13 protein-coding genes are annotated in these 14866 nt (G+C 60.7%); 4 read left to right on the top strand and 9 right to left on the bottom strand.

Annotation, left to right across the window (positions count from 1 at the left end; translation table 11 throughout):
- Window positions 1–2213 (bottom strand): DUF5801 repeats-in-toxin domain-containing protein (locus FJ426_RS27335; RefSeq protein WP_210242343.1); only part of this gene is annotated, 2213 nt, incomplete at its 3' end.
- A 323-nt stretch (window positions 2214–2536) separates the two neighbouring features.
- Between FJ426_RS27335 and FJ426_RS27330 the strand changes: the two genes are divergently transcribed.
- Complete coding sequence (locus FJ426_RS27330) at window positions 2537–3505, top strand: transglutaminase-like cysteine peptidase (RefSeq protein WP_140515173.1); 969 nt, start codon at window positions 2537–2539, stop codon at window positions 3503–3505.
- 127 nt (window positions 3506–3632) lie between these two features.
- Here the strand turns inward: FJ426_RS27330 and FJ426_RS27325 are convergent, their stop codons facing one another.
- The 7 genes from FJ426_RS27325 to FJ426_RS27295 all read right to left on the bottom strand — a co-directional run bounded on the left by FJ426_RS27325 (window position 3633) and on the right by FJ426_RS27295 (window position 10884).
- A complete protein-coding gene (locus FJ426_RS27325; protein WP_140497316.1) occupies window positions 3633–4268 on the bottom strand; it encodes a ribbon-helix-helix domain-containing protein in 636 nt (211 codons plus the stop codon).
- Window positions 4258–5547: an HlyD family type I secretion periplasmic adaptor subunit gene (locus tag FJ426_RS27320; protein ID WP_140497322.1), complete on the bottom strand. Its 1290-nt coding sequence runs from the start codon at window positions 5545–5547 to the stop codon at window positions 4258–4260. Before FJ426_RS27320 ends, FJ426_RS27325 begins: the two co-directional genes overlap by 11 nt.
- A 45-nt stretch (window positions 5548–5592) precedes the next feature.
- Complete coding sequence (locus FJ426_RS27315; protein WP_140561711.1) at window positions 5593–7725, bottom strand: type I secretion system permease/ATPase; 2133 nt, start codon at window positions 7723–7725, stop codon at window positions 5593–5595.
- 40 nt (window positions 7726–7765) lie between these two features.
- Window positions 7766–9214: a TolC family protein gene (locus tag FJ426_RS27310; protein ID WP_140515176.1), complete on the bottom strand. Its 1449-nt coding sequence runs from the start codon at window positions 9212–9214 to the stop codon at window positions 7766–7768.
- 378 nt (window positions 9215–9592) lie between these two features.
- Window positions 9593–10006: an MAPEG family protein gene (locus FJ426_RS27305; RefSeq protein ID WP_140525157.1), complete on the bottom strand. Its 414-nt coding sequence runs from the start codon at window positions 10004–10006 to the stop codon at window positions 9593–9595.
- Window positions 10007–10081: 75 nt separating this feature from the next.
- Window positions 10082–10570 (bottom strand): SRPBCC family protein, encoded by a 489-nt coding sequence (locus FJ426_RS27300; RefSeq protein ID WP_140497330.1) that lies wholly within the window; start codon window positions 10568–10570, stop codon window positions 10082–10084.
- Window positions 10567–10884 (bottom strand): metalloregulator ArsR/SmtB family transcription factor, encoded by a 318-nt coding sequence (locus tag FJ426_RS27295; RefSeq protein ID WP_210239498.1) that lies wholly within the window; start codon window positions 10882–10884, stop codon window positions 10567–10569. The genes FJ426_RS27300 and FJ426_RS27295 overlap by 4 nt, the downstream gene beginning before the upstream one ends.
- A 261-nt stretch (window positions 10885–11145) precedes the next feature.
- On the opposite strand from FJ426_RS27295, the gene FJ426_RS27290 reads away from it, so the two are divergent.
- The 3 genes from FJ426_RS27290 to FJ426_RS27280 are packed head-to-tail and all read left to right on the top strand — an operon-like array spanning window position 11146 to window position 13884.
- On the top strand, window positions 11146–12036 hold the full coding sequence (locus FJ426_RS27290) for a D-amino-acid transaminase (protein WP_140561715.1): 891 nt from the start codon (window positions 11146–11148) through the stop codon (window positions 12034–12036).
- Window positions 12037–12052: 16 nt separating this feature from the next.
- Window positions 12053–13081, top strand: a complete 1029-nt coding sequence (locus tag FJ426_RS27285; RefSeq protein WP_140825659.1) for a P1 family peptidase — start codon at window positions 12053–12055, stop codon at window positions 13079–13081.
- Between the two features lie 2 nt (window positions 13082–13083).
- Window positions 13084–13884 (top strand): M55 family metallopeptidase, encoded by an 801-nt coding sequence (locus tag FJ426_RS27280; protein WP_140525154.1) that lies wholly within the window; start codon window positions 13084–13086, stop codon window positions 13882–13884.
- Here the strand turns inward: FJ426_RS27280 and FJ426_RS27275 are convergent.
- A complete protein-coding gene (locus tag FJ426_RS27275) occupies window positions 13871–14851 on the bottom strand; it encodes a LysR family transcriptional regulator (protein WP_140497338.1) in 981 nt (326 codons plus the stop codon). The two genes, FJ426_RS27280 and FJ426_RS27275, sit on opposite strands and share 14 nt — an antisense overlap.
- Window positions 14852–14866 lie beyond the last annotated feature (15 nt).

The raw sequence follows: 14866 nt of genomic DNA, 5'->3' as shown, positions 1-14866 counted from the left end.
GTGGTCGCCGTCTCGTCAAGCGCTACCGTAACGCCGGTGGCGGCGACAGCCGTCACCTTCGGCCCGTCATCGTCGAAACTGATCTGGCCCGAGACGTCGGCGCTGGCGCTGGCGGAGTCGCCATCGCTATCCGTGATCGTGACCTTCACGGCCAGCGAGCCGGCGGTGAGTGCAACCGTGTCGTCGGGATTACCGGTGTCGGAATGGTGGAGCGACAGATATTGCTCGACGGTCACCTTGCCGGTGGCCGGATCGATCGACAGCGCGAACGCGGCCTCGCCCTTGAACGCGCCGCCCTGCACGACTCCGACAACCACTCCGTTCGCAAGCGTCTGCAAGGTGATCGTTGAGCCGTCGGTGACGGTCAGGCCGGAAACGGCGTTCGTGACGCTCAGCTGATAGACGGTGGCGGTGCTTGCCGCCGGGCCGTCGCCGCCGAACAGCGCCGTCACATTGACCAGGGCGCCGTTGCTGGTGCCGGAGGTGATCGCCCCGGTACCGCCGATATCGGGATCATCGCCCTTGACGATGGTTCCTGTGTTGATCGCAGCCGCCATGCTCAAGGCCTGCGTTTCGTCGAGTGAGACCACGGCGCCGGCGTCGGCGACGACTGTCACCAAAGGTCCATCGTCGTGGAACTGGATCGCGCCGCCGATCTGGGCACCGCCGAATGCGCTGTCGCCATCGAAGTCGGTGACGGTCACCGAGGCTGTGATCTTGCCCGAGAGGGTCAGCACGTCGTCATGGGCAGCAGCGCTCGATCCATCGACAGTGTGCTCCAGCGGAGCGTATTGGGTGACCGTAAGCGTGCCATTGCCGTTGATGACGATGGTAAAGGCGGTGTGGGTGCCGCCGTTCTGATAAATGCCGGTGACCGTCGTCGCATTGGTCTGCTGCAGCGTGATCGCAAAATCGCCAATGGCCGTCTTCAGGCCCGAATCGAGCGATGCGACATTGCCGGTCAGGCCCAGCGTATAGGCGATGCCGCCGCCGGCGCCGGCCCCGTCGGCACCGAAATTGGATGCAACGGAAATAATCGGGTTGGCGCTCGTCACATCGATCGGAAAGCCGGCCGGCGAACCGGCATTGGTTTCATCGAGCACCGCGGAACTGGCTGCCGTGTTGCCCACCGTCAGGGCAGGGCTGTCGTCCTCGACGATCACGGTCATGTTGGCCGTTGCCGAGCCGCCGAACGGATCCTGCACGGTAACCGGGACGACGATGGAGAGGTCATCCTCGAAACCGGCCAGCGGGTGGTCGAGGGGACCGAGCAGGGCGATCTGGAAGGTTCCCGTGCTCGCATCCGTGATGGTGACGCTGATCACGACGTCCGATCCGACCCTGCCGACGAGATGCGTCGAATCGACCAGTTCCCACACGACGTCGGTGCCGTGCGAGGTAAGCGTCGTGGCAGGCACTCCGAGGCCGTAGGTCAGCGGATCGCCATTGGGATCCGTAGCGCCGAAGCTGCCGTTGATCACCGAAAGATTCGATTCGTCGAAGGGTGAGCCGGGATCGCCGTCCGGGTTTGCGCCGGAAAGCCCTTCTTCCGACACGCGGACGGTGAGATCGCCAAATTCCGGGTTCGCATTGGGAAGGAACAGTTCCCGCCTCTCGGCCTGCCCGAACTGCAGATCGGTCGGCGGCAAGAGCGCCGAAAGATCAAATCCATCGCCGATGCCGCCAGGAGGAATTTCAAAATTTCCACCGGCGCTCGAGGTCGAACCTCCAGGGCCAGCCGACATCGAACCATCGGCGCCGAAGGCGACATCCACATGGCTCGCCTCGAGCGCGGCGATCAAGGCGACGCGCGGCACCTCGACATCGCCAAGGACGAAGGTCGGCACGTTGAGCGCGCCGTCCTTGATCACGATGACCGAGCCGTCGGCCTGTTCGAGCACGAGATTGTGGCCGTCAACCTTGATGTTGTCGATCGAGGCGTTCGCCGGAAGCTTCACGACGTTGCCGGCGTCGGCGACGTATTCGTGCGGCGCGGCTGCCGCCTGGGCCTTCGCCTCCGCGGGTGCTTCCGCCGGCGCGCCACTGCCCACATCGACCGGCACTGGTTCGGCCGCTGCCGGCGCGGCCTGTTGCGTCGAAGCCGCCTGTGCGACCTGGAACTCTGCCGGCGAGGTCTGGTCGTGACGTTCACTGGCCATGGAATGCTCGTCCCACGAACCCGAAACGGCGTCCAATTCGTTATTGATGGTCATTGCTTGTACCCCTCCGGCATTTCCCCGAAAGAGACAGCGGCAACCATTACTTTGCAACCGTCCGTCAATCTACTTTATATACCATTATATGCCTACAATGGCATTTTTTACGCGTGGTAAACTGGGAGCATATATTCTGTTATATAAGTCGATATGTGCCGGTGCGGATGAGGCCTCGCCCCCTGTTGCATGGTAAATAGAAGTATAAATTCAAATAAAATTTTACGAAAAATAGTGGAAACAAGTTTCGTCGCCATTATCTACCTTCATTGCCAATAATTTGAGACAAGATCGGTACCGTCCACAGTCAAAAGGTGGGCGTTATGAAAAAAGAAAAAACCGCGCCGGGAACAGCCGGCCTCAAGCTACTCTTGCTGACGATCAGCCTCGCAGGCCTGCCGCAGCCATCGCTCGCGAGCGTCCATTTAGAGGGCACCGCTTCGGTCGGCGGGCTTGTTGAAGACGTGCGGATGCCGCCCAGCCTGGGCGGCGTTTCCCTGGAAAGATTCCAGCCTTGGCGACCGGCGGTAGGATACCAGCCCGACCTGGTTTCCATGAGTTACACGATCGACGATGCCCAAGCGGGCGTTGCGCCGGCGCCTGCGAATGTCGGAATTGATCCCATCAAGACGGCAACGATTATCCCCGGCGTGTTCGGCTCGGTCGCGTTGTCCATGCATAACTTTCCCGTCGCCGCGCGGTGGGCACCGGTCTACCAGGCAATTGTCGGCTGCTCGGCGGGCAGTGCCTGCGAGCAGAAGAGTGCGGCTTTTGCCAGGCTGATCTCGTCGGCACAGGGCAAAGGGTTCAGCGAGAAACTGTCATTCGTCAACAGCGGCATCAATCACCTGATCGCCTACAGGAAGGACAGCGTCATCTATGGCAAGCTCGATTACTGGGCAAAGCCCACCGAGGTGCTCGATAAGCGCGCCGGCGACTGCGAGGATTTCGTCATACTGAAGATGACGGCGCTGCTGAGGGCCGGCATCCCCGCGCAAAGCATGGCGTTGGTTGTTCTCCAGGATCGCAGGCGGGGATTCTTCCATGCGGTCCTGTCGGTAAGCACGGCAAGTGGCGTGTTCATTCTCGACAGCCTCAACAACACCGTGCTGCGCGACAGCGATCTCCCCGATTATGTGCCGCTTTATTCCTTCAGCACGGACCGAGCCTGGATCCATGGTTCGAGATCGGGCAGCGCGCAGGTCGCGGAGATCAAGGGCGGTTTTGCAGGCGTCGCGCCCGGCGAGGGATTGCAGCCCGACACGGCTTCTGGAGCGCTTGCCCGTCGGTGAGCAACCGCGGTTCGCCGGTTTTTATGGAAAACGCCGAACCGCTCTATCTCCTTGTTTTGCGCAATTCCCAAGGGAAAGCGCTACGCGCCTTTCCCGGGAAAAGCGTTTCGCACTTTTCCTGGAACTGCTAGCCGCTGACGAATGCCATCAGCAGGTCCTGCCCGACCAGCGGTGCCCGCACGGCATTCAATTGGCCACGATATCGGCGTTCGCCGGCGCCGATGACGAACCCGCTGGCGACCGGAATCTCGCCATTGGCATCCAGCCGCGCGAAGATGTCCGCCACGTTGAGATCGAGCGCCAGCCTGAGATCCTGACGCCCGTCATCGCTCGGCGCCGTCGGCAATTGGCGCTTTACCAATTGTTGGAACGGAGCGTTGAAGGTCAGGATCTTTTTCGACGATGAAAGGGCGAAGGCGGGCGAGGGGCAGGCGACCAGTATCGCGGTGATCGTCCTGATCGACGCAAGCCTCTTCAACGTCAGGTTTTCTTCCGTCAAGCCACGAATGCAGGCAACCCTGATCGCCGATGTCAGATTGCCGGCCGGAGGCTGGCTCTCGGCGATCTCATCGACAAGCATGCCGATCGTGCATTTGCGGCTTTCCGCCATCTGCCTGAGCGACGTCCAGAACGTCCGCTCCAGGCGGATGCCGCGGCGGATGCCGCGGCGCGCGACAACCCGGAACTCCATGCCGAGGTCTTCCGTGGCCATCGGCACGAGCAACCGCTCAAGGACAGCGGGAGGCGTGGCGCTATCGTTCACTCATCGCCTCCTCTCGTGCCTTGTTTATGGGTTTCAGCAGGTAGGTCAGGATCGTCTTGCGGCCGGTCTTGATGTCGACGGAGCAGATCATGCCCGGGATGATCGAATAGGTCTTGCCATCCCGCGTCAGCGTCGACCTGTCGGTCGCGACGCGCACCTGATAATAGGGCTCGCCTGTCTTCTGGTCGACGAGACTGTCGGCGGTGATGTTCGAGACCTTGCCTTCGATGCCGCCGAAGATCGAGAAATCATAGGCGGTGACCTTGATCAGCGCCTCCTGGTCCGGCCGGATGAAGGCAACGTCGCGGGGCGAAACCCGCGCTTCGACCAGCAAGGTCTCCGAAGTCGGAACGATGCCGGCGACCACCGCGCCGGGCTGCACGAACGCGCCAACCGTATTGATGTCAAGCGTGTTGACGATACCGTCGACTGGAGAACGGATGTCGGTGCGGGCCACCTTGTCGGTCGCGCCGCGAATGGTTTCATCGACCACCGAGAGGTCAGCCAGCGCCTGCGTGAGGTCGCTCAGCGCCTCCTGTTGCAGCTGCAGGCCGAGCTCGTCGACCTGAAGCTGGGCCTCGGTGATAGCCGATTTGGCTTTCTTGGTGGTTTCTCCAGCAAGCGTCAGCTGCCCATTGAGCTCGGTCTGCTCGCGTTCGACCCGGAGTTGCTCGGTTCGCGCCATCAGGCCTTTCTTGACCATGGCTTCGACCAGCTTTGCCTCCTGGTCGCTGACGACCAGATTCTTCGTGAGGCGATCGGAATTGGCGGTCGCCTCGTCCAATTCCTTCTCGCGCTGATCGAGGCGCGACTTGAGAACCGACAGCTTGACTTCGAAGTTGTCGCGGCGGGCGACGAGCAGCTTCTGCTCGTTGTCGCAGATTTCCGGGGCGACCTTCTGGATTTCGGCCGGACATGGAAATTCGCCTTGCAGATCGCCGCTCTGCTCGAACTTCAGCCGTGCAATGCGGGTCTGTAATGCCCGTGCCTTGGCCTGTTGCTCGCCAAGGCTGGAGGTGTTGAACGTATTGTCGAGGCGGATGATGAGGTCGTTCTTCTTCACGACCTGCCCGATCTTGACGGCAATTTCCTGGACGACGCCCGGCTCGCTGGCCTGGATGATCTGCGTTTTGGAAGCAGGTATGACCTTGCCGTCGCCGCGTGCGATTTCATCCACCTCGGCAAAGGACGCCCAAGCAACGGAAGACACGAAGAGTGCACCTATGATAAATATGGACGCCGACGCAAAGAGCGGCGGCCGGTCTTCTCTTGCAAGCATTTCCCACGGCCCCAACGCATTGAATACTTTGATAGTTTTCGTTCTTCAGGTGCTTTTTTTCTGCAGCGCCTGTATCACTTGGTCCTTTGGTCCATCGGCAACGATCCTGCCTTGCTCGATGACGATAAGCCGGTCGGCAAGTTCGAGCATGCTGAAGCGGTGCGTCGAGACGATCAGCGTGGTGTTTCGATCGAAAGCCACTTTGAGCTGCTTGATCAGTTGACGCTCGGAAGCCAGATCCATCGAGCCGGACGGCTCGTCCAGGAAGACGACTTTCGGTTTCGTCAGCAACAGCCGGGCGATCGCCATCGTCTGTCTCTGGCCGCCCGAGAGATTGGTGCCGCGCTCGCCGACATTCATGTCATAGCCACGCGGGTGGCGGGAGACGAAATCGTCGACGCCGGCGGCCTTGGCCGCTTCGACGATCTGCTCATCGGTCGCCTCCGGACAGGCCATCAAAAGATTTTCCTTGATGGTGCCTGAAAACAGATCGTTCGCCTGCGCGACGATGCCGACGGCGGCGCGAACCTCGGAGGGGTGGTATTGACGGATGTCGATGCCGTCCAGCAGCAGTTCGCCGGAACTCGGCAAGAAAAGCCTGCCGATCAGCCGCCCCATCGTCGTCTTTCCCGATCCTATGCGGCCGATGATGCCGATCCGCTCCCCCGGCTTCACGGAGAAATTCAGGCCGGTCAGGACTTCGTTCTCGGAGCCGGGATAGGTAAAGCCGACGTTCCGGAACACCATGGCGCCGTTGCGGATGGGCCGGTTGACGAAGCCCACAGTGTCCGGACGATCCTCCGGCTGAGCCATGATCGAATTCACCATCCGCAAAGAGAGCATGGCCTGGCGCAATCTGGACAAGGTGATGGCGATCTGCCCGAGCGGGGCCACAGCCCGGCTGGCCAGCATGACGGTGCCGATGATGGCTCCGGTGGAGACATGTCCTTCGGAGAAGGCGTAGGCGCCGGCCACCACCAGCGCGACGGTGACCAGCTGCTGGATGGCCTGCGTTATATTGCCGGCGGCGGCCGAAAGCTGCTTGATCTTCTCGGAGGTGTTGGAGGCGTTTTTGGAATGCTCTCCCCATTTTCGCAACAGGTAGGCTTCGGCGCGCAGCGACTTGATCGTCTCCAGCGTGGAAATGGATTCGACCAGCAGCGCCTGGCGCTGCGAGGCCTCGTTCATGGAGGCCGCCACACGCTTGCCGATGCGCCGCTGCGTGACCAGTCCGACGATCACCGACGCGACGAAGGCCAGCGCGGGTATCATGACCAGCCAGCCGCCTATCGCATAGATGACGAGGAGAAAAACAAACACGAAAGCCGTGTCGATGAACACGCTGATGGTGTTGGACGTGAAGAATTCGCGCACGTATTCATATTGGGTCACGCGATTTGCGTATTCGCCCGTCGAGCCCGGCCGTGCCGCCAGAGACGAGTTCAGCACCTTCTCGAACAGCATGTATGAAATGCGCAGATCCGCCTTGCGCCCGGCATAGTCGATGAGCGATGCCCGGGAGGTCTTTAGCAGCAGATCGAACAGGATGACCGCGCCGATGCCGATGGCCAGCACCCAGAGCGTCGATATCGCTTTGTTCGGCAGGATCCTGTCGTACACGTTCATGGTGAAGATCGGCGAGGCGATGGCGAGCAGATTGATGAACACCGCCGACAGGACAACCTTCGAATAGGTGCGCCAGAACGGCCCCATCGTTCCCGTCAGCCAATGTCGCCGCTCGATTTTCGGCGCCGAGCCGACGCTCATGGCCTCCGTCGCGTTGGCGTAGGTGATCGAGAAGGACGCACCGCCGCTGATATAGCTGTTGGCCAGTTCCGACCGGCTGATCCTGGTGCGCCCGTCCTCCTGGGGAGCGGTGAAATATTCGCCGGCTTCACCATCGGCCAGCAGCGCGACCGGCAGCTGGCTGACGCGAAAGACGATCGCGGGGAGGTCGATGCGCCCCCGAACAAAGTCGCGATGGCTGAACTCGGTTATTTCAAGGCCGACGCGCTCGGCAAGATGCCGGATCGCGTCGATGTCGATGCGCGTTTCCGCCAGCGGCACGCCGGCAAAGAGCACGGTTTCGGCGCTGGGGCGGCCGAGATATGCGGCGACGGCCGAAAAGCAGGCCTTGAAAGCCTCTTTCGGTGACAGAATGTTGGGTTGCTGGTTCACGATCCGCCCGCGGGGACTCTCGATCGATCCTTAGGCCCGCCTATTTTTTCCTGACCGGTGCCAGAATATCGAACGGCACGTCGTTTTTCTGTTCCGAGGGCGTGCGCGCATAGGTTTCGGTGTCGGCCGTTTCCGGCGCGGCGAACTCGGTCCGCGCGTATGCCGTAGCCTGTTTTGGCGGGTGGACGTCCATCGTTTTCAGCAACTGCCCGGTCGCCGCCAGAAGCCGATATTGCGCGAAAAGGGATGCGTAGGACGCGGTGTCGGCCAGTGTCGCGGTGTTGAATCGCGTGTTCTGCGCATCGAGCACGTCGAGCAACGAGCGCTGACCGACCTTAAACTGTTCGCGATAGGACGCGACCAGCTTTTCGTTGGAGACTGCTTGTAGCTTCAGGGTCTTGGCCAGATCGGCCTGCCGGAAGCGACGATCCCATGACGTGCGAACGGCTTCCTCGATCTCTCGCAGAACCTGGTGCATCGCGAGCCGCTGCTCGCTGGTGCGGCGGATCTGCTCCTGCTCATTGGCCTTGTCGATGCCGCCCCGATAGAGATTCCAGCGCAACACCAGACGTGCCTGCAGATCGGATGCGTCTCCATTGTCGCCGTCAATGTCGTAGCCGGCCCGGGCAGAGCCTTCGGCAATGATCGAGGGACCATATTTCGCCCGCGCCGCGTCCACCAGCGAGGCCGCCGCGGCAATATCGCTGTTGGCCATGTGGACGCGCGGGTTGCTCTCGCGCGCAAGGCCCAACGCATCGTCCAGCGACCTTGGCAGCGTGCCGGACACGTCAGCCGGCCTCGCTGCATTGGTCAGCGGCTTGCCGACAGTCTTGAAAAACCGTATCCGCGCGGCCTCCAGTTCCTCCGACGCTTCCTGCATGCGGGCCTTGGCCGCGAACAGCCGCTCCTCGGCCTGTTGCCGGTCGGCTTCGTTCAACCCGCCGCCGGCAATGCCTTCCTGGATGTCGTGGAGGATTGCTTGATGGAAGCCCAGGTTTTTCTTTGCCTCGGCAACAATCGAAGCCTGGAGCATGTATTCGAGGTAGTCCTGGACGACAGAGAGGCCGATGAATTCCGACCGTTCCAGCACTCGAAACGACGCGCCATCGACGCGGGAGGCCTGGCGGTTCAATTCTGCGCGCCTTGCGCCGCTGTCATAGAGCGTCTGCGAAACGGTCAGGTCGGTTTCTGCCGGATAAAGCGCGTCGTCCTCTATCGAGAGTGCGCGCCGTGACGAATTGTCGAGACGGCGAGCGCCAGCCGACGCCTGCAGGTCGACGCTGGGCAAATAGAGGCCCTTTGCCTGACGCAATTCGAACTCGATCGCTTCGCGATTTTCTATCGCCTGGCCGATCTCCGGATTGGATTCGACCGCTACCGCCACGGCCTCCTTGAGCGTGAGGGCGTTCGCCCCCCCGCAAGTCAGCATCGTAGCCGCCATCAAAAGACCAAGGCGCTTGCCTATGGCCGACATGCCAGTTCTATTCATTTAGCCCACCCGTTTCCCCAACGCCTTCCTCAAGGCGCTTAAGCGGGCCAACCCCAGGCCCACCATTGCCGAATTACCCGATATATTCAGAAAATACGTGAGCGAATATTAATTTAGGCGACTCTAAATGGGTTTTCCCAGTCATGAGCAGCGACATGTAGCAAAAATAACACATAACAGCGGGACCGATGGGGGTGGGAGAATGCCGATCGGCTGCAACGAAAAAATGCCTTGGTTGGAGCGGCTAGGGCACTTTTTTGAAAAAACCGCACAATGGTCCCGAAAGTTGCCTGGGCCGAGACGGTGGCGCTGTTGCCGAACGGGGATGCCGGACGCGGACTATAACGGATGTAGCCTCCGATAAGTGCCGATAACGCGTCAATGGAGTGCTGCCCATCCAGTCACAAGAATAAGGGCAAGCGTAACCAGCGCTCCCGAAACGTACAGAACCGTCCTGACACTGCCTCCCTTTGCGGCGTTTCCGCCACGTAGGTAGATTCCCAGATGAATCAGGCGTATCGCCAGGTGCAGCCCCACAAGCGTCGCCAAAGTGGTCGGTCCAACACCAACCATCATCGCCAGCACCGCGGGCACGACAAAGGGCGCCAGCGCCTCAACCGAGTTCATGTGGACGCGGTCGATCCTGTAGAGCGGGTTGTGGTCGTCCGCCGGGACTACCGGTCCTGAAAGCACCCCTGCAAATCCCTTGGACGAACCGGAATAGACTGCCAACACCACCGACAGCAAACAAAGCATAAGCACGCCGAGGATGCTTAACCAATAGACTTCCATATTGTCTCTGCTCCTGGAATCCCAGTGGGCGATACGGTGCTTGCGAGTCATACCCCATGAACTGCAACGCGGTTGTCAGGCTGTCCGATGGTTGAACAAGTCGTGGAACCGTTGCAGGTAGAGCGGCCAGCCCTGATCGCTATCAACCGCACCCCTCACGCCTACCCAGCCTTCCCCATGGCGCTCGAAATGCCGGTGCTCGATCTCAACTCGGGTTCTGTTCTCGGTCTCGGCCGTGAACCGGACCTCCCATTCGCTCGTCTTGTTCGGGTCGGTCTCGATCTGCCACCGAGGGCTGATGTCCCAGCTCAGAACCAGCCGGCTGGGCGGATCGTAGGCCAACACACGAGCCCAGCGGCACTCGCTGCCATCCACACCTCGGTCGTAAACGTGCCCTCCGACCCGGGGTTCGAAGATCGTTTCTGCGATCGGAACGGCAAGAAGATTGTGCTCTCGAGGTTTGAATCTCCCGAAATCCTCGGTGAAAACCTTGAAGGCACGCGCAATGGATGCCTCGACAACGACGAAATGCCTTACGGGCGCGAGTGCAGGGTCCTTACTCATGCTTGGTCCTTTTTTGGATACTCGACGGCTAATTTGTAGCCCGCCAGGGTCTTGCTCCAGAACTGGTCGATTTCCGCGCGCAGGCCTGCCAGCCCATCCTGATCGATACGGTATATGCGTTCTTTGCCCGAGCGCGTGTCGGCCACAAGCCCGGCAGCCTTGAGTATCTTCAAGTGCTGAGAGACGGCCGGCCGGGTTACAGGCAGGGCACGAGCAAGTCCGCTGACCGAACAGGGCTGTTCGACCAGCAGTTCGAAGATCGTGCGCCTTGTCGGATCTCCGAGCGCTGTCCAGTAGTTCGCGTTAGTAGCCACTAACGCGAACTTAAATCGATGGCCGCGACCTGTCAATATCGGGAGGTCAACGATGCGTCGTCCAAGCCCCCGTCCGGCTCCGCGGGATTAAAGGAAACCATTCAGCGACCTGCGCCGTCTCGTGGCGTGAATCATGCGGCCGTCGCAGGGAGTGCCAGTTGCGCTTTGACGGTATCGGCATACCGAATTGCATTTTTTGAATTGGTCTTTGCCGACCTGCCTTGGCATTTATCGAGCAGTCAGTTGATGCTGGGATCGAGGATGGCCAAAGTGGCGCAAGTCTATTGCAATCGGCGTTACATGCCCGAAGACGAGGCGCGCATCGGTCTCTTCGATCGGGGGTTCCTCTTTGCAGACGCGGTCTACGAGGTGACCGCCGTGATCGGCGGCAGGCTGATAGACAATGATTTCCATCTCAATCGTCTCCAGCGGTCGCTTGCCGAGATATGTATTCCCATGCCCGTGACGCTGCCTGAGATGGAAGCCATTCAATTGGAACTGATCTCGCTCAACGGATTGGATGAAGGAACGGTCTATCTCCAGATTTCGCGCGGCGAAGCCAAGCGCAATTTCCTGTTTCCCGATGATCTTGAGCCGACCATGGTCGCCTTCACAAGCGCCCGCAAACTCGTAGGAACCAAGGCTCAGGCCGAAGGCGTCGCCGTCGACCTGGCGCCTGATCCGCGCTGGGCACGGCGCGACATAAAGACTGTCATGCTGCTGGGGCAGGTTCTGGCAAAGCATGCTGCAAGCGAGAAAGGCTTCGATGATGTCTGGTTTGTCGAGGGTGGACAGGTGACCGAGGGCGCATCGGCGACGGCTTTCATCGTTATGCACGACGGCCGTGTCATTACTCGCGCCAATTCTCAAGCCATCCTGCCCGGCTGTACGCGGCGAGCAGTGGCGCGTCTATGTGAAGACCAGGGCATTTTGTTTGAAGAGCGTGCGTTCTCGCCAGAGGAGGCGTTTTCGGCGGCGGAAGCGTTCCTGACCTCCGCCTCGAGCCTGGTCACCCCCGTCATCCGTATTGCCGGCCACAGGATCGGAAACGGCCAACCTGGTCCATTGACACGCCGCCTGCAGGAAATTTACGTCCAGACAGCTTTTGCAGAGATGAACGGGCATGCGGCCGGACGAGCGGCTCTTGCTTGATGAGTGGGATGTGAAAATGGGCGCGGCACGGCGTTTAGGCCTTGGCATGGGGCGGCTGTCGCCCGGCCCGAACAATGCGATCACGGACGTGCCGGGTGTCCTGGTCGGCCATAAGACGATCATCGCCGACGGACTTGCGACAGGCGTCACCGCCGTCTTGCCCCATGGCGGCGACCTGTTCAGATCCAAGGTCAGGGCGGCGGTCGATATCATCAACGGTTTCGGCAAGTCCGTCGGGCTCATGCAATTGGCCGAACTGTGCACGATCGAAACGCCAATCCTTCTGACCAACACGTTCTCGGTCGCGCCATGTGCGGAGGCGCTGATCAAGCGTGCCATTGCCGCCAACCCGGAGATCGGGCGCAAGACCAGCACGGTCAATCCCGTCGTTTGCGAATGCAACGACGGCGGTATCAATGATATTCAGGCAATGGCGGTCACCCGGCATGACGCCGAAGCGGCGCTGGATGCCGCGAGCGCCGGTCCGGTCGAACAGGGCAGCATCGGCGCCGGCGCCGGAATGACGTCGTTTGGCTTCAAGGCGGGTATCGGCAGCGCGTCCAGGTCGGTCGAGATCGGGTCTCGCGCCTTCACGCTTGGCGCTCTGGTGTTGTCCAACTTCGGCAGGGCAGGGGATCTTGTCCTCCCGGATGGCCGCAGAGCCGATCCCAAAGGGCTCGGCGAGCCTGAAAGCGGGTCGATCATCATCATTCTCGGTACGGATATTCCTCTTGACGACCGGCAATTGAACCGTGCCGCTAGCCGGGCCGGCGCCGGCATTGCCCGCATCGGTTCGTATTGGGGACACGGCAGTGGCGATATCGCCATCGCGTTCACGACCGCCGATCCTCTGCCGCACGTCTCGCCTTCACCGTTCAGTTCGATTTCGCGTGTCGATGACAGATACATCGACCTCGTTTTCGAAGCGGTTGTGGAAACCACGGTCGAGGCCGTTCTGAACGCCCTGTGCGCCGCGCAAAGCGTGGTTGGACGAAATGGACGCAGGATTCCGGCGTTGACCGACTGGCTGAAGGAGCCCCTTTGAGCATGAAGATTTTCATTTCGGCCGATATCGAAGGCACCGCGGGCATTCAATCCTGGGACGAGGCGGAAAGAACGCATGCCGACCACAGGGAATTCCGCGAACTGATGACCGGGGAGGTCCTGGCCGCCTGCGAAGGAGCGCGAGCCGCTGGCGCAACTGAAATCATGATCAAGGATGCGCATGACAGCGGGCGCAACCTCATTCTCGAACGCATGCCGCCTTTTGCGCGCATCGTGAGGGGCTGGTCGGGGCATCCGGACGCAATGATGTTCGGGATCGATGAAAGCTTCGATGCCGCGCTCTATACCGGCTACCATTCCAAGGCCGGTGTCGAGGACAACCCGCTTGCACACACATCGACATTGCGAATATCGCGGCTGATCCTGAATGGCGAAACAGCGTCCGAATTTACATTGAATGCGTTGTGCGCCGCGCGCTATGGCGTGCGCTCGGTATTTCTTTCCGGCGACGAAGGCATTTGCGCCGACGCCAGAGCCCTCGTCCCGGGGATAGCCACTGTCGAAACCCTCAAAGGCATCGGCGCGGCCACCATCTCCCTGGCGCCTGCGGCGGCGCGCGGCGCAATATGCGAGGGCGTTGAAAGGGCGTTGCGCGACAGGGCGCGGCAAGCTTTGCCGTCAATGCCGGAAAGGGTCGAGATCATCATCGAATTCAGCAACCCCGTCGATGCCTATCGCGCCTCCTGGTATCCCGGAGTGCGCCGGCACGGGCCACGTGCCGTCGCCTTTGCATCGAACGACTATTTCGAGGTGCTGCGCGCCTTCCGCTTCATGAAGAGCTGAAGGTCGCCGTGCCCGCGGCTGGCGCGGCGGGCTTCAACGTTTGCGCCAGCGCCTTGGATGATTGCCAAAGAGCCTCTACCATGGTGCTTCGCGTCTTCTCCGAGCTGCGATACAATCGTATCTCGAGATCGAGCGTCCATGTGCTGTCATTCGAACAGATGACAAGGGCTCCATTGGAGATGTCGTTCTCGACGAGGCTTTCTGGCAGCCAGCAGATGCCCGCGCCGGTCAGCGCAAGTTCCTTGAGTCCGGCGCTTATTGTGCTTTCATGCACTGTCTGACGCCGGAACGGCGAGTGCTTCGAGAACAGTTTTCCGAGGGCGACACCAAAGAAAGAGCTGTAACCATAGCCCAGATAGGGCAAAGCTCGCTTTGCCGTTTCCGGACTGTCCAGAATGCCCGCCGCGGGCACGGTCGACTTGTCGAAGCGCAGTTCCGGCGCCGCGACCGGGATGAGCCGATCCGATCCGATAGCCAGATGAGAAAACTTGTCGCGATCCAGGTGAAACGGCACTTCACGGTGCGCATAGGTCAGGAAGAAGTCGGTTTCGCCATCGGTCAGTGCAGCCAGGTTCGCCTCGATGCCACCCCTGTCAGCCATGAAGGATGTGCCGAAGGTGCGAGTGTTCCGCTGCACCTCCCGCAGCCAAACCGGAAAGAACGTGATGGTCAATGTGTGAAGGGCCGCAAAGCGTACAAGCCCCTGTTCCGCAGGCGGGCGCAGAGACTCGCGCACCGAATAGAACATCCTGATGGCGTCTTGCGCCATCGGAAGAAAATTGCGTCCGGCCGATGTCAGTTCGGCCGGCATGGTGGCACGACTGATGAGCGGTGCTCCGAGCCACGTCTCAAGCTGCTTGATGCGCCGACTGAAGGCCGACTGGGTGACATTGCGGATTTCGGCTGCCCGCGAAAAGCTCGATGTTTCTGCAAGTGTCACGAAATCTTCGAGCCATTTGATTTCCACGCGGCCTCTCCTCCA

Origin of the sequence: Mesorhizobium sp. B2-6-4, assembly GCF_006441495.1 — a bacterium.
Lineage (GTDB): Bacteria > Pseudomonadota > Alphaproteobacteria > Rhizobiales > Rhizobiaceae > Mesorhizobium.
The sequence above is the reverse complement of the archived record's forward strand: the minus strand, read 5'-3'. Positions and strand labels throughout refer to the sequence as shown.